The organism is Rhodohalobacter sp. 8-1 (genome assembly GCF_038150125.1).
Lineage (GTDB): Bacteria > Bacteroidota > Rhodothermia > Balneolales > Balneolaceae > SW132.
Window position 1 is genome coordinate 227960 of record NZ_JBBVMF010000003.1, and the last position, 22136, is coordinate 250095.

At 45.9% G+C, this 22136-nt stretch carries 22 protein-coding genes and 1 pseudogene; 19 read left to right on the top strand and 4 right to left on the bottom strand.

The features are described 5' to 3' along the window. Nucleotides 1–7: 7 nt before the first annotated feature. The 18 genes from fliF (at nt 8) to fliR (ending at nt 17332) form a co-directional block, all read left to right on the top strand. Nucleotides 8–1660 (top strand): flagellar basal-body MS-ring/collar protein FliF, encoded by a 1653-nt coding sequence (gene fliF / locus AABW11_RS04100; RefSeq protein ID WP_340103511.1) that lies wholly within the window; start codon nt 8–10, stop codon nt 1658–1660. A gap of 8 nt (nt 1661–1668) precedes the next feature. After that, nucleotides 1669–2709, top strand: a complete 1041-nt coding sequence (gene fliG, locus AABW11_RS04105; protein WP_340103512.1) for a flagellar motor switch protein FliG — start codon at nt 1669–1671, stop codon at nt 2707–2709. Between the two features lie 12 nt (nt 2710–2721). Then, nucleotides 2722–3411, top strand: a complete 690-nt coding sequence (locus AABW11_RS04110) for a FliH/SctL family protein (RefSeq protein WP_340103513.1) — start codon at nt 2722–2724, stop codon at nt 3409–3411. Further along, complete coding sequence (locus AABW11_RS04115; protein ID WP_340103514.1) at nt 3399–4733, top strand: FliI/YscN family ATPase; 1335 nt, start codon at nt 3399–3401, stop codon at nt 4731–4733. Before AABW11_RS04110 ends, AABW11_RS04115 begins: the two co-directional genes overlap by 13 nt. Before the next feature lie 11 nt (nt 4734–4744). Further along, nucleotides 4745–5173: a flagellar export protein FliJ gene (fliJ, locus tag AABW11_RS04120; RefSeq protein ID WP_340103515.1), complete on the top strand. Its 429-nt coding sequence runs from the start codon at nt 4745–4747 to the stop codon at nt 5171–5173. 2 nt (nt 5174–5175) lie between these two features. Next, entirely contained in the window at nt 5176–5820 is a 645-nt protein-coding gene (locus AABW11_RS04125) for a hypothetical protein (RefSeq protein ID WP_340103516.1), read from the top strand. Continuing rightward, entirely contained in the window at nt 5817–7697 is a 1881-nt protein-coding gene (locus AABW11_RS04130; RefSeq protein WP_340103517.1) for a hypothetical protein, read from the top strand. The genes AABW11_RS04125 and AABW11_RS04130 overlap by 4 nt, the downstream gene beginning before the upstream one ends. Nucleotides 7698–7712: 15 nt before the next feature. Continuing rightward, nucleotides 7713–8393, top strand: a complete 681-nt coding sequence (locus AABW11_RS04135; protein WP_340103518.1) for a flagellar hook assembly protein FlgD — start codon at nt 7713–7715, stop codon at nt 8391–8393. Between the two features lie 289 nt (nt 8394–8682). Beyond that, nucleotides 8683–10311, top strand: a complete 1629-nt coding sequence (gene flgF / locus AABW11_RS04140; RefSeq protein ID WP_340103519.1) for a flagellar basal-body rod protein FlgF — start codon at nt 8683–8685, stop codon at nt 10309–10311. 304 nt (nt 10312–10615) lie between these two features. Then, nucleotides 10616–11494, top strand: coding sequence for a motility protein A (locus AABW11_RS04145; protein ID WP_340103520.1), 879 nt, complete (start codon nt 10616–10618; stop codon nt 11492–11494). Further along, nucleotides 11458–12213, top strand: a complete 756-nt coding sequence (locus AABW11_RS04150; RefSeq protein WP_340103521.1) for an OmpA/MotB family protein — start codon at nt 11458–11460, stop codon at nt 12211–12213. Before AABW11_RS04145 ends, AABW11_RS04150 begins: the two co-directional genes overlap by 37 nt. A 15-nt stretch (nt 12214–12228) precedes the next feature. Next, nucleotides 12229–12717: a flagellar basal body-associated FliL family protein gene (locus AABW11_RS04155; RefSeq protein ID WP_340103522.1), complete on the top strand. Its 489-nt coding sequence runs from the start codon at nt 12229–12231 to the stop codon at nt 12715–12717. Nucleotides 12718–12744: 27 nt separating this feature from the next. Next, nucleotides 12745–13680 (top strand): flagellar motor switch protein FliM, encoded by a 936-nt coding sequence (locus AABW11_RS04160; RefSeq protein ID WP_340103523.1) that lies wholly within the window; start codon nt 12745–12747, stop codon nt 13678–13680. Nucleotides 13681–13682: 2 nt separating this feature from the next. Continuing rightward, a complete protein-coding gene (gene fliN, locus AABW11_RS04165; protein ID WP_340103524.1) occupies nt 13683–14687 on the top strand; it encodes a flagellar motor switch protein FliN in 1005 nt (334 codons plus the stop codon). Then, complete coding sequence (locus AABW11_RS04170; RefSeq protein ID WP_340103525.1) at nt 14687–15244, top strand: flagellar biosynthetic protein FliO; 558 nt, start codon at nt 14687–14689, stop codon at nt 15242–15244. The genes fliN and AABW11_RS04170 overlap by 1 nt, the downstream gene beginning before the upstream one ends. An 11-nt stretch (nt 15245–15255) precedes the next feature. Continuing rightward, nucleotides 15256–16038, top strand: coding sequence for a flagellar type III secretion system pore protein FliP (gene fliP, locus AABW11_RS04175; RefSeq protein ID WP_445263739.1), 783 nt, complete (start codon nt 15256–15258; stop codon nt 16036–16038). Nucleotides 16039–16091: 53 nt separating this feature from the next. Beyond that, a complete protein-coding gene (gene fliQ / locus AABW11_RS04180) occupies nt 16092–16361 on the top strand; it encodes a flagellar biosynthesis protein FliQ (RefSeq protein WP_340103527.1) in 270 nt (89 codons plus the stop codon). 188 nt (nt 16362–16549) lie between these two features. Continuing rightward, the gene (fliR, locus tag AABW11_RS04185; RefSeq protein ID WP_340103528.1) at nt 16550–17332 is read left to right on the top strand and encodes a flagellar biosynthetic protein FliR; all 783 of its coding nucleotides are present in this window, start codon (nt 16550–16552) and stop codon (nt 17330–17332) included. Between the two features lie 423 nt (nt 17333–17755). Here fliR and AABW11_RS04190 read toward each other — a convergent pair whose 3' ends face one another. Further along, the gene (locus tag AABW11_RS04190; RefSeq protein WP_340103529.1) at nt 17756–19291 is read right to left on the bottom strand and encodes a PAS domain-containing sensor histidine kinase; all 1536 of its coding nucleotides are present in this window, start codon (nt 19289–19291) and stop codon (nt 17756–17758) included. 40 nt (nt 19292–19331) lie between these two features. Continuing rightward, on the bottom strand, nt 19332–20372 hold the full coding sequence (locus AABW11_RS04195; protein WP_340103530.1) for a protein-glutamate methylesterase/protein-glutamine glutaminase: 1041 nt from the start codon (nt 20370–20372) through the stop codon (nt 19332–19334). 433 nt (nt 20373–20805) lie between these two features. Between AABW11_RS04195 and AABW11_RS04200 the strand changes: the two are divergent. Continuing rightward, a pseudogene (locus tag AABW11_RS04200) lies at nt 20806–20928 on the top strand (ISL3 family transposase); the annotation flags it as partial. A gap of 139 nt (nt 20929–21067) precedes the next feature. Here the strand turns inward: AABW11_RS04200 and AABW11_RS04205 are convergent. Together AABW11_RS04205 and AABW11_RS04210 are read right to left on the bottom strand one after the other, a co-directional pair. Beyond that, nucleotides 21068–21601, bottom strand: coding sequence for a hypothetical protein (locus tag AABW11_RS04205; RefSeq protein WP_340103531.1), 534 nt, complete (start codon nt 21599–21601; stop codon nt 21068–21070). Nucleotides 21602–21769: 168 nt separating this feature from the next. Continuing rightward, nucleotides 21770–22132: a transmembrane 220 family protein gene (locus AABW11_RS04210; RefSeq protein WP_340103532.1), complete on the bottom strand. Its 363-nt coding sequence runs from the start codon at nt 22130–22132 to the stop codon at nt 21770–21772. Between the last annotated feature and the right edge of the window lie 4 nt (nt 22133–22136).

Consider the following 22136-nt stretch of genomic DNA (forward strand, 5'->3'; position numbering starts at 1 on the left):
CCATTAAATGAGCAACCTAACCGACAGTTTTCAACAATTTTTCGGCCCTCTGAACAACGCACAGCGCACCCTATTTGTAGGGATGGTGACGGCGGTTGTTATCGTTATGGGCCTCGTATTCTACTGGGCTCTCAAGCCTGATTATTCCCTGCTTTTCGGATCGCTTCGGCCAGAAGCTGCGCAGGAAGTTATCACACAACTTGAGGAGCAGGGTGTAGAATATAGAATTGAGGGTGAGGGAAGCTCTATTATGGTACCCAGTTCAGATGTGCATCAGCTGCGAATGAAACTGGCATCTGTCAGTTCTACAAATTCAGAGGTTCAGGGCTACGAGCTGTTTGATGCCAACTCGCTGGGAATGACTGATTTTATGCAGCAGGTGAATAAGAAACGAGCGCTGGAAGGAGAGCTTTCACGGTCGATTAACAGCTTCGACCAGGTCGACTATTCCAGAGTTCACCTTGTGCTTCCGGAACGGTCGCCATTCGAGCGGTCGGCTGTTGAGGCATCAGCATCGGTTATAATTACGCTCCAACAGGGAAAACGGCTTGAAAAAGACCAGGTGAACGGTATAAGTGCACTCATTGCCGGAAGCGTGGAAGGCCTGAACACCGAATCTATTACTATTCTTGATCAGGCCGGAAACAGACTATCTGCCCCGTCGGATGGAACAGGGGATTTTGCGAGCGGCAACCTGCAAATGCAGCTTAGAAAAACCACGGAATCGTATCTTACCGAACGTGGCCAAACCATGCTCGATCGCGTGCTTGGCAACGGTAACAGTATTTTGCGGGTGTCGGCAGAGCACGATTTCGACCGCTTAGTTCGCGAGTCAGATTTCATCGACCCTGAGAGCCGCTTGTTGATTTCGGAAGACCGGCGAAGTGAAACCAATAATGAAGAGAATCTGCAGCAGGTTCCGGTAGACGAGTTTACACCTATCGATCAGCGAGGCGAGTCGGTTGTGGTATCGCGGCGAGATAATGAAACAAGCTCGCAAACACGAAATTATGAAGTAAATAAAACCCGTGAGGTGTATGAGAAAACCCAGGGTGAAATTAAGAAACTGTCTGCCTCCGTACTTATAAACTATAAACAAATTCTGCAGACCAACGAAGAGGGTGAAGAGGTAATGGTAGCTGAGCCGTATGCACCTGAAGAGATTGAAGAGTTTGGCAGTGTTGTCCGAACAGCACTCGGCATGTCGGAAGATAGGGGGGACCAGCTGACGATTACACAAATTCAGTTCCACGACCCGACATCTGTAGATTCTTATGGCTATTACAATGAACAGCCGACACCCTGGAACGAGATTTTCCGCTGGGTGCTGATTCTTGCCAGCTTCTTTACCATTGTTATGCTCATCATGAACATCAGGAAGCGAATGGGACAGGAAGAGCCTGAAGTTGCTATGAGCCTGCCTCCTACGCCGGAGAAAAATATGGATGAGCTGGAGCTTACTGATGAAGAGAAACAAAGTCTTGAAGGAATGAGCGACGAAGAAGCAGAAGATTTTATTGACAAAAAACTGACAGATAAGTCACGTAAGCAGCTTGAGCAGAAAGCGTATGTGATGGAAGAGATTAAAGATTTTGTGGAGCTGAAGCCCGCTGAAGCTGCACACGTAATTCGAGCGATGATGACCCTGGAGGATGATTAATCAACGATATGGCTGTAAAAACAAAAAATAAAGACTTAATAGGTGACGCATCAAAGTTGACCGGAACTCAGAAAGCGGCCGTATTTATAATTACGGTCGGTAAGCAGACGGCATCAGAAATGATGAGATCTCTGAAAAATTCCGAAGTCGAGAAGATTATGCTCGAGATCGCAAAAATGCGAAATGTGAAGACAGAGGTTGTAGACTCCGTTCTGAAGGAGTTTTATAAGATGATGGAAGCCAAGCAATACATTCTTGAGGGCGGGTTTGATTACGCCAATGATCTGCTGGCGGAAATGGGCGGCGGAGAGAATTCCGAGAAAATGCTCAGGAAACTCAAGGCACAGTCCGGTACGTCGGTATTTGATGAGTTCCAGGAAACGAAAATTGTTCAGATAGCAAACTTTATCCAGAATGAACATCCGCAGGTTGCCGCTCTGATATTTTCCCAGCTTCATATGGATAAGGCTGCTGAAATTCTTGTTCATCTCGAACCGGAAATGCAGGGAGAAATTATGTACAGGCTTGCTTCCATGGACAAAATTTCATCGGAAGTGATCGAGGAAATTGAAGAGGTCATCAAAGAGCAGATGGGTGGAATGGATGCCCTCGGTGATCGTGTGAAAAGCGGAACCGCCACTGTGGCTCAAATTCTTAACGAGGCTGAAATTACGGTCGAGCGCCACGTTCTTGATTCAATCCAGGCACGTGACGGCAAAATGGCCGACGATATTAAAGAACAAATGTTCTTGTTCGAAGACATCATTCACTTCGACGACAGAACCGTTCAGCTTATCATCAACGAGATGGAGAAAGCCGATATGGTTATGGGTCTCAAAGGTGTGGAAGAGCAACTGGCTCAGAAATTCCTCGGAAACATGTCGAACAGGGCGGCCGATATGCTCAAAGAGGACATGGAAGCCCTTGGTCCTGTGCCGCTTAAGGATGTGAAAGACGCCCAGAGCCGAATCATCAAGAAAATTAAAGAGCTGGAAGACGACGGGCAGATTTCAACCCGTAAGATGGAAGAAGAAGAAATTGTTGAATAGCGGATAGGTCTCATGAACAGCGGTAAAATCATAAACGACGGCAAAATTACCTGGGATAGAAAATCACAGGATACGCTCAGCTACCGAATGCTGTTTGATGAAGCCCCGGCGGCCGTTTCTGAACCTGAGGAGGACGTCCCCGAAATTGATGTTGATGAAATCCTTCGGGAAAACAACGAGCAGTGGGAAGCAAAGCTTCGTGAAGCCCGGCAGGAAGCATTTGATGCCGGCGTTGAGGAAGGTCATGACCGCGGTTTTAAAGAAGCTGAAGTGCTGCTGGATCAAAAAGCGGCACGGCTTTCTGAACAGCTCAATCAAGCCCATGCCGATTGGCAGGAACAGCAGAAAATGCTCGATCCCGGCGTGTTAGACCTCGCGTTTGAGCTGGCAGAATCGATCCTGGAAATCCCGGTTGAAAATCCTGCCATCCGCGAAAAAATGAAGAGTGAGCTGGAGCCGATCATCCGGCGTATCGATGACTCAACCCGGCCTGTACTATGGGTATCAAAATCTGATGAGGATTTTGTGACTGCCATCAAAGAAGATAATGCCCCGCGGACGACAATTAATATTCGGATTGATAAAACCCTGAATCCGGGTGAATTTAAACTTGAGACCAGCCGGGAAAGCGTTGTTCATCAATTTAAAACCCTGCTTCAGGATCTCAAAGAATCTCTGAATCTCCCTTCATGGAAAGCGTAGGGTCGGCTCACATATCGAAGCATTTTAGCCACATCCGCAGTCACCTTAAATCGCACCGTCCGCGCTCCAAGCGATACGGAAAAGTCTCAACCGTTATCGGGACTATTATAGAATGTACCGGTCTGGAGGCGTGCGTGGGCGAAATATTTGGTATTCACACTATCACAGGAAAAATAGTAGAAGCTGAAGTGGTAGGCCTGCAGGAAGAGCGAACGCTGCTGATGCCTTACGACAGGGTTGAAGGAATGAAGTCGGGCTGCCTGGTGGAAAGTTTTGGCCAGGCGTTAACCGTACCGGTTGGCGAAGAGATGCTGGGCCGCGTGGTGGATGCAAATGCATGCCCGATTGATAACTTCGGCCCCATTCAGGCCAGCGGACACCAAGCAGTCCAAAACAGCCCGCCGGCGCCGCTCGAACGAAACCGAATTGAAGAGGTGATGTTGACCGGTATTCGCGCACTCGACGCACTAAATACAATTGGATCGGGCCAGCGCGTGGGACTCTTTGCCGGCTCAGGGGTGGGGAAAAGTGTGACGCTTGGCATGATCGCCAAACACTCGGAAGCCGATGTAAATGTCATCGCGCTGATTGGAGAGCGGGGCCGTGAAGTACAGGAGTTTATTGAAGACACCCTCGGAGAGGAAGGAATGAAACGGTCGGTTGTTGTGGCGGTGACGTCTGATATGGCCGCGATGAGCCGAATTAAAGGGGCGTTTACTGCTACAGCCATTGCGGAATATTTCCGCGATCAGGGAAAAAATGTCCTTTTGATGATGGATTCTGTTACCCGGGTTGCCATGGCGCAGCGGGAAATTGGACTGGCATCGGGCGAGCCGCCAACTACAAAAGGATATACGCCGAGCGTGTTTGCGATTCTACCCAAGCTCCTCGAACGGGCCGGCAAAACGGGTAAAGGCAGCATCACAGGAATTTATACGGTACTGGTAGATAACGACGATATGAACGAGCCGATTGCTGATGCGGTGCGGTCTATTTTGGATGGCCATATTGTGCTTTCAAGGCGTTTGGCGCATAAAAACCACTATCCGGCAATTGATATTCTTGAAAGTATTTCGAGAGTGATGCCAAATATTGTAACCAATGAACAGCGGGCTATATCTATGAAAGCCCGGGAACTCCTGGCTACCTATCGCGAGGCGGAAGACCTGGTGAATATTGGAGCGTATGTAAAGGGATCAAACCCAAAAATTGATGAAGCGATCAGAAAACATCCAAAGTTGGAATCATTTTTGATACAGGATATGAACGAAGCGGACTTCAGAGCAGACCTCTGGAGTGAACTGAAAAAAATTGTTGATTAATCACAGGCACAATGGCTTTTAAATTTTCACTGGAATCTGTTTTGAAAGTGCGAAAGCATGAGGAAAAAATCCAAAAGCAGAAGCTCGCTGAAGAGCTGATGAAGAAGAAGGAAATTGATGACGTGAAAGATGATGTTCACTCGAAATTAAAAAGCTATCTCAATAACGACAACATAGGGGAAGCTCAGAATATTCAGAAAATTCAGCGTCATGGGCGCCATATTCTCCAGGCTCATGAACTGATCCAGAAGCTTAACAGCGAAGCAGCAGAAGCTGAAAAGTTGGTCACCAGAGTAAGGGAGAATCTTGCAGCAGCACACAAAAACAGGCATATACTCGAGAAATTGAAAGAATCAGAACAGAGCGGATTTTCCAGAAAGCTACAGCGTGATGAACAGAAGACGATGGACGAAATAGCCACACAATCGTTTAGCCGGTAGTTATGAATAAGTCAGCACTCATTAAAATTGCGGGAATTCTGATTGGGTCATTTGCCGTGATTACGGTTGCCACATTCTTTCTCTACCCTTATATCAATGAAGAAAAGTATGAGCAGATACAGGCAGAGCGCGAGCAACAGATGCCGCCCGATGATTTGGAAAGGAGCAGCGATCCGGATTTGTCTGCAACTTATAGACCTGATGCAATACCTGCTGGTGAAAATGAAGCGGCTTCCGATTCAGTCTTTAGCCAGGTTGGAGGCCCTGAGATGATGAAAATTGATTCTCTATTCGCAGTGAATGACTCACTGACCCAGCAACTTGATTCAATTAAGAACAGTTTAAACAATCTTGAAAATGCACTGAGAGCATCCGGTGCGGAAGAGAGCCAGCTCGATAAAGTAAAACGTGGCGCAGAAAATGTGGACATTTTAGCTGCGTCTGACGTGCCGAAGGAAGAATTTGCTGAGCGCGTGAAAAGTTTGCTTAATCTCGATGAAGAAGATCTTACGCCCATTGCGAATCAGATGACGCAGCATGAGCTCGTGAAAATTTACAGCAGCTCAGGTAACATACAGCGTGAAAAACTGCTTCGCTCACTGTCGCCTGAACGTGCGACCAAACTAATGCAGGAGATTATGTTATGATAAATAACCAGATACAATCTCCCATTACGGGGAAAAACAATGTGGTGTCGGGTCAGGGTGGCGAGGAAACCAAGCGTGAATCTGGAAAGCAGCAGGGTGGTTTATTTAAACTGTTGATGAGTTCCATGCAGGCTGGAGATCAAGCCGGTAAAAAAGGACAGTCGGGAGCCGCTAATATATTAGGCGGAAATCTGACGCTGAACACATCAAAAGAGGATGAAGGCGATCAATCTGCGCTTCATCTGCTGGCCGGATCAGGCGAAGGAAGTAAGGAAGAAAAAATAACGCTGTCGAAACTTCTCGAGGGTGCAGACGCAACGGTCGAATCAACTGATGAGAAAGCGTCAGGCGACAATGTGAATGAAGACCAAGCGACAAATAGTGATGAGAGTTCGGCGGAATCCAACGGCCAGGGAGATATTCCTGTGGATACATCTGAAAGCGGAGAGGATAAACCAGATAGTGAAGCTACAGAATTGGCCGGTGATTTGGTTCAGCAATCTGCATCTGAGGCTCAAAGTAATGTAGAAGGCAGCTCAGCTGCTTCCAACCCTGAAAGCCAGGAAACGGAAAAAGTAGCCGGCAGTAGTTCCGGTGCGACAGGCGAACAAGCTGCAGTTTCTGGTCAGGCAGCTGCGCAGCAGCAAGCTGCGGCACTTGCGAGTGATGCCGTTTCAACCGGTTCAAAGGATGTAAATCAGCAAACAACAGCCGGTGATGCTAAAGAGCCGAACCCGTTGAATGGCTTAATTGCCGGGCAAGAATCTGCTGAAAAAGGCAAACAACCGGGTATTGGATCTTTGATTAACGGAGAGTCAGCAGCGGAAGGTAAAGGAATGACAGATGAACGTGCCCGTGGAGATGGTTCCGGTACCGTTCGTCCGGAACCGGTAAAGTCTGAAGGTCTTGTTAATGAATTACGGGCGCTTGCAGCAGCGAAGGGAGAACAGCTTAGAGCCGGGCAGCAGGAGCGGCATGTGCCTGCGGAACAGTTACACGACCCAGCTGCATCAGAGGAAGGGGCACTCATCCAGGAGATATTCTCCGCATTACAAAACGGCTCAATTGAACAGGTAGCAGCGGAGATCAGGAGTTTGAAAGCCAGCCAGCTGCGAGAAACAAGATATTCGAACTACATGTCGTCGTTCGCGAACCGGCAAGAGATTTCTAACAGCGGTTCCGCATTAAGTTCAGGTTCAGGAGCGTCTGCAGCTGCCGCGGCCGGCAGTAAAGCTAATATGATGCCGGTGTCGGCGATGGTTCCAACCGGTGCATCCGTATCGAGTGAGTTGTTTGATGAAAACGGCGCGGTTTTATGGAAGGAGCAGATCACCGAATATTTTGAATCTAATGAAAAGTCGTCGGCTGAAAACCAGGCGGCCGCCGCATTTGCGCGACTCGGTGATGTTCCGGTTACAAATATTTCAGTTCGGCGATCATTTGCAAAGGGGATCAGCCAGGCAATTATGAGTGCAGCCGGAGATGGTAAAAAAGGCTCCGACGTATGGCAAAAACACAATTTTGTACTTGAAGACGGAAAAAATATCCAGGTGTCGGCACGCGAGATAGAAGGCGTTCTTCAGCTGAAACTCAGCTCGTCGTATTCAGAGCTCAACAAGCTTCTGATGGAGCATGAAAATGAGATCCGGGACCTGCTTGAAAATGAACTTGAATTAAAGATCAATCTCCAGATGGACGGTGGGGCCGGCGGCAGTGCAGCTGATTTCTTCGGCGGCTCTTCGGGACAACAATCAGGCAGCGATAACGGCCCGCTTGATCTCGGTTCACTAAAGAAGACGAAAGAACAGACGGTAGACGAAGTGGTGCCCAAAGCAGTTCGGAAATTCGGGTACAATCAAATGGAATGGACAGTTTAAACCAACAGGACAACTATGGATGTAAGTAGTATAAATTCACTTACCGGCTTTGCGAATGCGCAGGGCGGCAGCAAAAAAAGCGAACTGGGGCAGCAGGAATTTCTGCAGCTTTTAGTTGCACAGATGCGGAACCAGGACCCCATCAACCCGATGGACGGCGCCCAGTTTGCCTCGCAGCTGGCTCAGTTTAACTCTGTAGAACAGCTTATTTCAGTCAATGGCGGTCTCAGCGATCTTAAAAACAGCCAGCAGCTGATGAGTGCCAGTATGACTAACTCAATGGCCGCCTCACTTACCGGTAAGCACGTAAAAGCACTCAGCAATGAAATTCACCTGGCATCAGGCGAAAGCACAAATGTGCAGTATAAGCTGAATAATTCAGCCACCGAGGTGGAGTTTGTTATCCGAAGTGAGAATGGCACCGAAGTCCGGCGTGAAACCGTAGAGGGCATTGCATCAGGTGATAATACCTGGGTGTGGGACGGTAAGAACGGAAATGGCGACCGCATGGCGGACGGGAATTATACTGTTGAAGTCCGGGCCACAAGCGACGGCACGAAAGTGGATTCCCTCGTCTATATAGAAGGGAATGTGGATAAAGTACGCTATTCAGGCAATGGGGTCTTCCTGTCGCTGAACAATGTACAGGTAGCGATCGGTGACGTGGAGGAAGTGGGTCCCGGCAAAAAAGAATAAAACAGTTTTTACCTGAGTTCGATTATTAAATCATAAAAGAAGGAGTCCCCCTTACAAAAGGGGGAAATAGGGGGATGTTTATCAGATTCTGTTAAAATCCGATGGACACCCCTCTAAATCTCTCCGCCAGCCGGCGGAAGACTTATGTTCTGAACTTTTAAATAAACTATTAATAGAACTTGGGCTTTAATTAACCAACGAATATAAACAATCAACAAAAGCGGCTTGCCATTGCGGTAAAACCAGCAGCGATTATGCCTGCCGCCGTTAACCAAACAAGGAGTACACTATGTCTTTAATCAGATCACTAAATTCCGGCGTAAGCGGCCTGAAAGCGTTCCAGACAAAAATGGACGTTATTGGTAACAACATTGCTAACGTTGAAACTGCCGGCTTTAAATCATCAAGAGTTTCATTTTCTGAAATGATGAACCAGCGCCTCGGCCGATCGGGAGCAGGCGGGGGAAACAGTCCTCAGCTGAGCAATGAAGTAGGTCTCGGCGTTCGTGTGTCGTCTATCGACAGGGATTTCAGCCAGGGAGCAATGCAGACCACCGGCCGGGAAACAGATCTGGCGATTGAAGGAGACGGTTATTTTATGGTGGGCGATGGAAACCAAAATCTGATGACACGGGCCGGTAACTTTGTATTTAATAAAGATGGACTGCTGGTTGACCAGGGTGGCCGTACCGTTCAGGGCTATAATGCCGACAGTAACGGTAATGTGCTTGGAGGCGGTGCAACGGAAGACATTCGCATCGATTTTGAAAATGCTCTCCCGCCTAAACAGACAGAAAATATTAAACTGGCCGGTAACCTGAATGCCACTACAAGTAAAGCACAAGTATCCCAGGGACAGAATGGCCTTACCGTTGACGGTGGCGGCTCTGCAAACCTGAATACTGAGATTAATGATCTGACACAGACGCTTGATGATCTTGCCAATGGTGATACCATTTCATTTGATGTGACTCTAAACGATGGAACCACCACCACGCTCGATTACACGTATGCGGCCGGTGATACAATGGAGAATATGATCAACTCTTTTAACACACAGCTTAATGGCGGCGGCGATGAAGGCCAGCTGACTCTTGTTGATGGACTGATGGTTCTCCGGTCATCAAATCTTGGAGACAGTGATCTTCAAATTAATGATGTGTCCATAAGCGGAACGGGTAACGTCAATTTCCCAAGCTTCCAGGTTACACAGGAAGGGGAAACCAACACCCGGACGATGAGCACCACCGTATATGATAATCTGGGGCGCGCGCATTCTATGACGCTTGAGTTCACCCAGTCAGATACAAACGAGTGGACATACGAAGCCAGTTTTGTGGATGGTGAGGAGATTACCAACGGTGCAACCGGAACTGTGGAGTTTGATGAACTGGGCCAGTTGTCTTCAGATAATATGCTGGAAATGACCTTTGAGCCCGGTAATGGCGCAAACGCAACAAGCTTCGAGCTTGAGCTTGGCGATTCAGCACAAGGCACACGGTTTACGCAGTATGCCGGAGCCAACACGGCAAAAGTAATTAACCAGGACGGATATACCCAGGGTGAGTTGGTCGACATCAGCATTGATGGCGATGGCCGCGTGCAGGGAATTTACGACAATGGAAACAATATGGTTCTGGCCCAGCTGGCTCTTGCGCAGGTACAGAACCGGAACGGTATGGAAATGGTAGGAAACGGACTTTTCCGTCCCACATCAGCTGCCGGTGAAACATTTATAAATACGGCAGACAACTTTGCCAACGCAAATATCAACTCGGGGTCTCTTGAAGGGTCGAACGTGGATCTTGCAAAAGAGTTCACCAATATGATCACCTCGCAGCGGGCGTACCAGTCAAATGCAAGGGTGATCAGTACATCAGATGAAATGCTGATGGAAGCTGTAAACCTGAAGAGATAATCAGGTCGTTTTAAATATTAGTTAGCGGTTAGGTTAAAAAAACGTTTCGTTCCGGCAGTGCTGAATATGGCAGGTCGGGCGAAGCGTTTTTTATTTTATGGGCGTTCCGATCGGCGATGATCCGGGGAAATTCAGGTTTAGGTTTTGATCCGCTACTTATCAAATAATTGTGATCCGAACAGTTTGTAAATATACAAGCAACTGTTTGACAGGCAATTATTTCGACGTTCAGAGATAGAAAAATATGTGTTAAAGCAGTACGATTTAAAATTAAGTTTCCAATTGCGGTACCGATAAGATCTATATGTTAGACAGATCAACAATTATCGGTTTTATCTTGGGCGTGGTGCTCGTGGTTCTCGCGATCGTAACCCAGGGAAGCTTGCTTATTTTTATAAGCTTCTCCTCTGCGTTGATTATTGGCGGGGGAATTATATCGGCCACAATGGTGAACTATAGTTTTGAGGATATCAAAACCAGTTTTACGGCTATTTTAAGCATGATGGGGGCCAAAGAGGTTGATCTGAGAACCGATATGGAACTGCTGAGTATGTTTGCGCGGCGAGTGCGAACAGATGGAATCCTGGTGCTGGACAGCGACATTCAGCACATTGAGGACCAATACCTGAAAACAGGACTTCAGCTTGCAGTGGATGGATTCAAAATGGAAAGTCTCGACAGCATCTTACGTGATGAGATTAAAAGCCGTGAACGAGAAGTAGACACGTCTATTAATGTAATGTATTCCATGGCTGAGTCTGCCCCCGCTTTTGGTATGATTGGTACGGTTATCGGGATGATTTTAATGCTTCAGAATATTTCTGACCCGGAAGCCCTTGGGGCCGGGTTGTCAGTTGCGCTCCTAACCACGCTTTATGGTGCTATTGTAGCCAATATGGTGATGGGGCCGCTGGCGGGTAAACTGGGCTATCTGAGTGAGCTGGATCTTAACAGGAAACAGATGTTTCGCACGGGTATACTGTCGATAGTTGAGGGTGAAAACCCGCGAATTATGGAAAAGAAAATGCTGATTCATATAGATCCAAAAAGCCGTGCAGAATATATAAAGTATCACGAAGGAGCTCGGATCAGCAAAGAGCGAGACGAAAAATTCTACAAACTCTGGATAGAACAACAAAATAAAGAATGGGACGATCTAAAGGCAATTCTGGAAGCTGGTTAGTTACCTACAGCGACATGGTGACACTGCTTCTGGTGTTTTTTGTTGTGCTTTACACAATGACGCCGGGGATCGACCAGTCACAGTTCGATAACTTTATCTCGTATTTTCAGAGTTCGGTGGGGGTTATCAAAAATAACTCGGTTGTAAAGCAGAAGAGCCAGGATAAAGATGAATACCGCAAAGAAATTGTAGAACAGTGGTCGGTTGTTGAAGATTTTCTTCAGCGACAGAATTTGAGCAGCCAGGTTGATATTGAACAGGTTGCTGAGGGTGTGAAGATTACATTAAGCGATTCACTGACCTTCAACAGCGGGTCGTCAGATTTGCTTCCGAATGCTGAACGTGTTCTCGATGAAATCGCCGGGGTTTTTACGGATGAAATTGTTGAAACGGAAGTTCAGGGCCATACCGATGCCGACCCGGTTGCCAGCAGCTCATATTATCGATCGAACTGGCACTTGGGAGCGGCACGAGGTGTATCGGTATTGAAGTATATACAGGACAGAAGCGGGCTGGAACCCGAACGTTATAAGGCCAGTAGTTTTGGTGAGTATCGTCCGATTGCTGAGAATACAACCCTTGAGGGGAAACGCCGGAATCGGCGGGTTGAAATTTACGTAAAATATAAAGGGTTGATGAGCCAGGATGAATTTGAGACGCCGGCAGTAAGCGGCGCAGAAAGTTCGGGCGACGTGCTGGCGGGGAAAGAAAATAACTAACGATTGGTTGCTATCATGGCAGAAAAAAAATCTGAAAAGAAGAAAAAGAAAACTAAAAAGGCAGGGGGATCAAAATTTCTACCCTTTGGAAAATATTTCCTGATTTTATTGGTATTGGCATCCCAGGTAATCCTTGCATATCAGATTGTCGACAAAAATTACGGCAGTGTGTTCAAAGTGGTCGACGACCTCACAGCACCAGAGGAAGGCACTTATCTTATGGAAGAGCTTATCGTGAACCCCTCGGGCTCGAACGGGCAGCGGTTTCTTGTTGTAGAAATAAGCCTTGAACTGCATGATGCAGCCCATATTGAACTTATTGATCAGAATATTCAACGTATTAAGCATAATATGCTGGAAGTGCTGTCATCACGCACAGTAGGGCAGTTGAGTCAGCTATCAGAGAGAGAAAAACTGAGGAGTGAACTTGCCGGAGTAACAAATAAAGCCATCGGTAAGCGTTCGGTACGCAATTTGTATTACACCAAATATGTAATGCAATGATGTTAACAACCGAACGGCACAACCCTTATGAACTCAGTGTCCCCCCAGCGCAAATCTGGGAAGCGTAAATATGTAGAACCCTACGATTTCAAGCAGCCCAAGCTGTTCAGTAAAGAGATTATGCGCACTCTGCGCACTCTTCACGATGTGCTTGCCCGGAATTTAAGCCGGGTATTCAGCAGTGCGCTTCGCCAGAAAGTGGATGTTCATATGAACAAGATCGATCAGATCTCCACAAGTGACTTTATCCAGAATATTGCCAGTCCAAGCGTTATATACCTTCTGTCTGTGAAACAGCTCGGAGGTGATGTGATCGCCGTAATCCCTCCTGAATTTTGTATTCATATGATCGAGAGGCAGAGCGGCGGACGAGGCGACAACCTGAATGAGCGGCGAACGCTTACTACAATTGAAGAGAAGATTATTTCCCGGATCATGAAGGCCGTCAACAAAGAGATTATTGTTGCATGGGAGCCATACATGGACTTTAGCATCGATTCCGCAACCTATGAGAGCAAACCGGAGAACATCCACCTCATGTCGGTTGACCCTACCATTGTTGCCAAGTTTGAGATAGATCTTGGTGTTCACAAAGTTGAAATCCAGATCTCTTACCCATACAGCCTTTTGAAAGAAGCGATGAATGAATCGGTTCTGAAAAAAGGGAATCAAGCTAAAACAGAAAAGTTATCTCCGGATGCGCTCGATTCCTACAAAAGAACCCTTCTCAACGCATCTGTGCGGATTCAGCCCCTGCTGGGTACCACAAGACTTTCGGTAAGTGATATACTGGAATTAAAGGAAGGGGATACAATCCCACTCAATCAGCGAACAGACAAGCCGCTTGCAGTACGTGTAAATAAAGTGGAAAAAATGAAGGCCTTTCCCGGTATTGTGCAGGGCAGAAAGGCAATTAAGATATTTGAAATCATCGAAGAAATTAACGAACAAGAACTACTGTAACTATGGAAAACTGGAAAGAAGAGCTTCAGAAATATTTACCGGATGTTGAGAAATTTTTGACATCAGTGCTTCTCGAAGATACAAAAATGGACATTGTATCAGATGAAAGCGTTGAACTGGAGGCGGTTCTCAGCAAAGGGGCCAAATCGGATATCTTTCTTTACACGAGGGATAAAGCACACAATTCCGAATGTATTATCGTACTTGAGGAGGAGTGGTTTGGCCTTCTCTCCAGTATTATGCTTGGCGTTGAAGAGAAGAAAAACAACGAGATTACCCGAGATCTACTGAAGAAATTTTCCTCTGAATTGTCGGAGACCATTGCAAAGCGGATGGAAGACAATGAGATGATTGTGGACCTCGAAGATGTTCAGGTATTGACCAGTGCGCAGGTTGAAAAACAGCTGTCGCATACGGAGTACTTTTATGCCAGGATGGAAATTGAAGGTGTTGCTGATGAAAATGTGCGAGCTGCATTGTTCGTGGGTAACCCCGAAGCAGTTATCGAAAAAGAAGAAGCTGAACCGGAAACCGCAGAAGAAGGAAACGACGAAGCAGATACAAAAAAGTCATCTTCCACGAGTAACGTGATTACAGCAACTGAGCAGCCTGAGGAGGATTTTTCATCTGTTGAAGCGGAAGAGATGGAGGAGCTTGGGCAGATGGAGGATATTATCTCCGGCCGGCATGTTGAGTTTGAAGACTTCGACGAGCCGTCGAACGGCAACGATGCACTAAATGGCAACAGCAGGAGCATGGATCTCCTTAAGGATGTGGAGATGGATGTGTCTGTTGAACTCGGCCGCATCGAACTGCCGCTTGGAAAAGTGCTTCAGCTTGCAAAAGGATCTGTGATTGAACTCGAGAAACTCGCTGGTGAGCCGGTAGATATTCTTGTCAATGGCCAGTGCATAGCCCAGGGTGAAGTTGTAGTAATCGACGAACATTTCGGTGTGCGGATTGCCAACCTGGTGACAACGCGTCAGCGAATCGCAAAACTTCAGTAATGGATTTCAAAAAATACCTGTCAAGCGGTTCGACCGATCCAAAACAAATACTAAAATTTGTCCTGGGCTTTGCAGCTGTGATGCTGGTACTCTGGTTGGTGATGGTGTCACAAATGGACTTCACCGGTTCGGGCGGCCCGTCAACTCCTGAAGACCGCATGAGAGCCGACAGCCTGCGATCTGCTATCTCACAAGACAGTGTCCAGGTTCAGCCGAGAGAGTCTGAAGAAGAGTCGCCGGATATTTTTTTCAACGCTCTTACCACGTTCCTGATTCTTATTACGCTGCTTGGCCTTGTCTGGATTTGGACGCGATCGAAAGGGAATTCGCCTCAGCAAAGAAGCAACATGTTCAATGAGGTGGGCGGACAAATGCTAGGGCAGGGTGCACAGCTAAAGGTTATAGAAATTAATGATGAAATATGGGTCATGAGTGTCACCGAAGGTTCCGTAAGCCTGCTACATCGCTATGCAAAAGAAGACTGGAAAGGGAAAATTGAGCACGGTGAACCCATCGAGTCAAGTTTTTATAAGATGTTTAAGGGGGAAAAGAAGTGAGTATTCCGCGAATGACCGGGTCTTTTGTCTCAAAAATAGTGTTTCTTTTAGGTCTCATTCTGCTTTCAGTTCCCATGGCATCCTATGGCTCATCAATGACTTTTACTATGCCGGTGTTTGCGCAGGCGCTGCCTCAGATTGATCTGTCGATAGGTGGCGAGGCCGAAGATTTTTCGATGGCTATCCAAGCGCTTATTCTTATTACGGTGCTGTCCTTCGGGCCGGCGTTTGTTACGATGATGACAAGTTTTACTCGGATCATTGTTGTGTTCTTTTTCCTTCGGATGGGGCTTGGTACACAACAATCTCCGCCAAACCAGGTATTGGTCGGGCTCGCCATTTTCCTAACGATATTTATTATGATGCCGACCTTTGACGAAATAAATGAGCAGGCCATTCAGCCCTATGTCAACGAAGAGATGACACAGGCGGAAGCTCTCGTTCAAGCGGCTATTCCGCTCAAAGAGTTTATGGTGGCGCAAACGCGCGATAAAGACCTGCTCTTTTTCATGGATATGGTAGAGATAGAAACAGTAAATAGTATTGCTGATCTGCCGCTATATGTAGTAGTTCCATCGTATGTGATGAGTGAGCTGCGGATCGCGTTCCAGATTGGATTTATGATCTACCTGCCATTTATGGTGATCGACCTTGTGGTGGCTTCTATTCTCCTGGCAATGGGTATTATCTTCCTGCCGCCGGTTCTGGTGTCGCTGCCATTTAAGATCCTTGTATTTGTACTTACCGATGGCTGGTACCTGCTGGTGCAGTCGCTTGTAAGAAGTTTTAATTAATAATGGGAATCTGCTCCAACTTGCAGTCAATCCTATAGAATAGATGATTTAACATGAATATTGATACAGGAATTTACTGGCTACAGGAAATGCTGACGGCCGTTGTAGTACTGTCGGCCCCGGTAATGATAGGTGCACTGATCATTGGACTGAGTGTTGCCATATTCCAGGCGGCCACGTCCATCCAGGAAATGACGCTAAGCTACATTCCAAAAATGATTGTTGTGGTAGTGATTCTCTTTTTCACATTCGGATTTATGCTTCAGTTTGCCATCGATTTTACACAGCGGATCTTTGAATTTATACCACAAATTGCCAACTAATTGATTCTCCTCTATCTGGGAGAGAGTTGTTTAATAGATTTTTAACCGTGCTGAGTAAACATCCCCTTAAATCCCCATTTATTCACCACGGACATCTTTTGGTGAAAGGAAAACTTTTCAAACCAATATTCATCAATAAACTGAAAACACAAAATATTCAAACCGGTATAATGAGCGGGGTATAATGAATGGAAATTCTTTCAGTTGACTATATACTTGCTTCATTTCTGATTTTTGTGAGAGTGAGCAGCCTTTTCCTTACTGCTCCATATTTCAGTTCGGCTGCATTTCCGGTACAGGTCAAAATCTTTTTTGCCCTCCTCACAAGCATTCTTTTGTACCCGGTGATTCCGGCTCAGAATGTTGGAATTGATCCGCAGTCGGGTGTAATTTTTATCACGACGGCAATCATGATAGAAGTGCTTGTAGGAGCTGGACTTGGTATGGTGGGGAAGATCGTGTTTGCAGGACTTGAACTCGCGGGCCGCCTCATCAGTTTAAAGATTGCACTTGGGTTTGCCAGTATGGTCGACTCCATGACCCAGCAGCAAAGCACCGTCGTTAGTAATCTGTTTAATATGCTGGCTGTGCTCATCTTTTTGTCCATCGGCGGGGATAAAATTTACCTAAGCGGTCTGATTCAGAGCTTCCAGGTTGTGCCGCTTCAGCAGGCCCAGATTGAGCTTGCCGGCCCCTTTATGCTGGAAATTGCAACATACCTGTTTGTCATAGGCGTGCAAATAACGGCGCCGTTTATAATTGTACTGTTTCTGGTTGATCTGTCCCTGGCTATTTTCGCCCGTATCATGCCGCAGGCAAACATCATGTTTATTGCACTGCCGATTAAACTTGGAGTAGGTTTTATACTGCTATACTTGGTAGCGCCCTATCTGCCAGTAGCTTTCGAAATGATGTTTACGAGGATGTTTGAGTTTCTCGAACAGTTTATTTTACTCATTATGCCTGAGTAGCAGCACTATTTAATTCAAATATGACATAGCTCCCGGATACTTGTTAATGGAAAGGAGGAAAGTCCGACTTTGCAGGTACACTAGTACACTAAGAAGCTAACTCAGTAAACTAACTCGGGCCAGCACCCAAGAGGCCACAACTTAGATTCCATAACTATTTGATATTTAGGGTTGATCAAAAAGAAGGTAATTCTGAAGTACCTCCTTTTCCGGACGGGATACTCACGGGATTAGGGAGCAATGGTGAATGATCTCGTGTGCTTTATAACCCGGAAATAGATAATTCTAAACTCTGAAAATCATCCCGTGCTCTCTCCGTTTGCTTCTTCACCGGCGAAGTGTCTTATCTTTTCCGGTCAAAAAAGGGGCTGGAAAATAAATCATTTATGATTACAACAAGAAAAAGAACCGTCGAAAACGTGATCAACAGATTGTAGCCGGTTGGGTTGGTATGGCCGACGTTTTTTTGCGTATGGGTAAAATTACTTTGAAAGAGGAACCGACTCCCGGCTCACTTTCAACTTCAATATCACCATTCATGGCTAGTATCTGGTACTTGGTAACAAATAGCCCAACACCCGACGAATCTTCTTGCTTGTGAAAAGTTGTGTGTAACCCAAAAAGTTCACTTCTGTATTTGTTCAGGTCGAGGCCCAATCCATTGTCTTCAACAGCGAACCAAATACTTTGTTCATCTTTATTACCGGCATTAATTATTACGTAAGGTTCTTTTTCAGGATCTCGATATTTTATGGCGTTGCTTATCAGATTGTGTAAAATGCTTTCAAGGTATCCTTCTACAGCATCGACCCGTAAATCTTCCGGAATCTGGTTTTTGATTTCGATACTGGAGAGCTCATCAAAATGCGTGATAGCTTTCAATGAGCTATCGGTAACTGATTTCAGGTTGATTGATTTATAATCTTCCTCACTAAATTCGTCTCCAAATGCAATGCCGCTTAATTGAACAACTGTTTCAGAAAGCTTTTCTGAAGCCATTTTTAAGTACTTAAATAGTTCATCTTCAGCAATACTTGAGTTATCCAACTCCAGCAGCTCTACAAAAGAATTCAAGGCACCTACCTGTGAGCGTAAATTATGGGAAATGGAATGGGCAAAATTGGTCAGCCGGCCATTTTGTACTTCCGTTTTTTTGAATAGCTCTTCAATCCTCATTGAGGCTTTGACCCTCACATCGATATCCCGGAGGGTTCCAAATAGTTTGGCACATTTTCCTGCCTGAAATTCGGGAATTATCAGTATCTCACACCACTTTTCGTCTCCCTTATCTGTCGATATCAGGGCTTCCGCTTTTTGTTCGGCTTTTAAATTTATTGCATCAGAGAAGGCTTTCTTTACCTTGGTCCTGTCTTCTCCCTCCTTGAAATACGCGACGGGGCCCGTTGGATCCGGGGCTGACTTATGTGGCACGCCGAGAATAGTATTCGTCATGTTGCTAAATGAAGCCTGACCTTTTTTAAAATTGACCTCCCAGTAGCCTATATTAGCTACGGTGTTACACCTTTCCAGTATCTTTTCATTATGTTTTGCAGCTGATACATCCGTATGAGCACCAAGCATTCGTATTGGAGCGCCGTCTTCATCTCTCATTATCATTCCACGACAACGGATCCATACTGTATGGCCTTCAGCATGAGTATATCGCGTAATCTGGTCATAAGGCCTGTCGGGATGTTCTATATGTTCCTTTATCTTTTGTTTGGCGATTTCCAGATCGTAAGGGTTAATAATACCCATCCAGGCACTGGACTTGGGCGGCATTTTTTTTGGATCATATCCCAGCCTCTCCCAAAAAGTATCATTCATCCACTCCTCCTCAGGATTTGTCAAATCCCAGTACCACAGCCCATCGAGTGATGATTCTTGAAGGAAATCAAATATTTTATCGTCATTCTTTACCAGTGCACGGAGTTCATTTTCCAGATAATTCATAGTCATACCTTCTCTTGTTTTCGATTAGTCTGCCGGATACGTGACTTCATTTCGCAATCAATTTGGAGTGTTTGCTGACGGCACTAAGAATTCTATCGGGTATATCATTCAACGGAAGCTGTTCACACACTGCCCCGATCTCGAAAGCCGCTTTTGGCATGCCATATACGACACTCGATAACTCATCCTGACCAATTGTAAAAGCACCGTTATTTCTCATCTTCAATAATCCTTCTGCGCCGTCTGATCCCATGCCTGTCAATATAATCCCGGTTGCCTGAGGCCCAAATTCTTCAACTACAGAATCAAATAGAACGTCCACACTCGGACGGTGGAAATTTATTCTTTGCCCGTCTGATACCCGCACATAATTTTTCTCCCCCCTTCTCTGAACGGTCAGATGCTTATCACCTTTTGCTATGTACACGCATCCGGGTGTTATTGGTTCGTTATCAGCTGCTTCCCTGATGCTTAATGGTGAGTGCTTATTAAGCCTGTCTGCAAAGCTCTTCGTAAAAGACTCGGGGAGGTGTTGTACAATTACAATTCCGGGTAACCCTTCTGGCAAGTTGTTCAGTAAAAACTCCAGCGCCTTGGTCCCCCCTGTAGAGGAGCCGATAGCTATAATTTTTTGGCCGGCATTTCCGACGCTGACCGGCGCCGGACTTACTGTCTTATTAATTTTTCCAGGCTGCACCCTGGCTCCCGCAGCCCCGCGAACCGTTTGCACAAGTCTTTCAGAAAACTGTTTTAGATTATATTCAAGGCCGGGTTTGGAGATTGTATCCAGGGCACCCATTCGGAGAGCTTTAAGAGCATAGGAACTCTCTTTGGGAGTGTAACAACTCACAATGATGACCGGATAAGGATGCGATTTCATGATCTTTCCTAAAAAGGTCAATCCATCCATCCGTGGCATCCGTAAATCCAGCGTAATTACATCCGGTTTTAACAGATTGATAAGGTCCCTTGCCACATAGGGATTTTCAGCGGTGCCGACGACCTCAATGCCAGGTTCATCATTTAGCGCGTAGGAAATAAGTTTTCGGTAAATCTCTGAGTCATCAACAATGAGCACTCTAATCATACTACTATAACAAGATCTTATTAACTGTTTGCGACATAAATAACCACAATAAGCTAAGGCAGTTTGAGTGCTATATGCGGATTTACTGAGGATTTAATGTGATAAACGTAATGTTATATTTTATCGGCTTTATCTATTTTTTCTGAAGAAAGGGGGAATAGGATTCCGGTAAAAAATGTTTTTTTGTAAGTGATTGGCGCTCTGTTGAATAGGTTGGTTTAAAATAACTATCCATCAAATGTATGATATCATTCAAGTCTATGTTTTTTTGATTTGTGCGGGTGGGTTTCCGGACGAGAATAATTATATCCGGTAAAAAAACATCACTCATTGCAAATGGATCTAAAACAGTTCGGTGATATTACATAAATCACCATGTACCCAAAACACCATGATGTTATCCTCAATTACATTATTTGAAAATTTACACATTGGAATACTGGAGGAAATGAACTCAAAGATACAATTGATCGAACACAGAGCTCGCAGATACAGAAACACGGCCAATTTTATCGACATGATTTATTTTACCAGTAGTAAACTTCAATTGGATTACTCACACCGATCAACATCGGCCTGTAATAAATCGTGTGTTAATAAAACGCGGGCCACCGAAAGTTCAGACGGGGTGAGCTCACTGAAAATAATCTCGTCAGTTGATTAAATGAATATCTCATCATTAATTACAGGATCGATTATTTCGCCCGCTCATATTTAATTCGCCAATTAAGCGTCCATGTATTGCCGGCATCACGAGACACTTCCCAGTCCCATGTAAATGAATCTTCCCGGATGTCGTAGAAAATCATGCGCTGCATGATCGGGTTGCCATTTAGATCAATTCCGGTTCGGGTAAACAATCGACGGTTGTCAACAAACTTACCGGTGAAATCCAGGTATCCGCCGTTGTTGTCCACCCACGTCTGTTTCCATTCGCCACTTGCCGGCTGGTATACCGAGTAACTCTTACCGATGAAGCCGGCATAAACGCCCGTTAGGCCTTCAAAGTTCTCTTTAATGACCGCATCATTCAATATCCGCTCTATTTTGTTGACTCCCGTTCCCGTGCTGCCGTCCGGATCTTCCCATGTCAGGTTCCACTCGCCAATCCAAAAATCGAAGTATTTTTCAGGCGGAATATCTTTAAGGCTCGTTTGGCTGTAGACCGGATCAGCAGACAGAACAAGAAACAGGGAGCTCAGAAGAATAGGCAGGAGTGATGGTTTCATGACGGAAAGCGTGTTGGTTTAGTAAAGGAACAGTGCATAGTATCTTGATTATACATCATTCCAATAAAAAATAACATGCTTGTGCCATTTACCACTTGCCGGGCCGATTTAAAAATGCATAAAGCTACTCAGATGCAGATCGCGATAAACACAGGAGGTCCGGCTTATTTAATCTTTTTTTCTTTTCCCGCTTGAAACCGCCAGCACGCCCGACCACAGCGCAATAATCATCAAGCCGCTAAATTCACGCGCCGCTTCCACGCCAATGTAGCTCATGCCGATTTCCTCCAGAATATTCTGAAAGCCTGATAGTGTAAGGTCCGGCGTGATGGTGAGCGCCCAGATACCGGTAACGAGCGCGAGAATTGCTGCAAGCATCCAATGTAGCTTCTGAAGGGCATAAAGCACAGAGATGACACAGGCCGCGGTATAGATAAACGACCAGAAAAACGGATCAGGATCGTTAATTTGTGCAATTGCAGAGAGACCGAAAAGAAAAGCCATCAGGTAGTTTGTGTAACGGAGTGCCATGGAA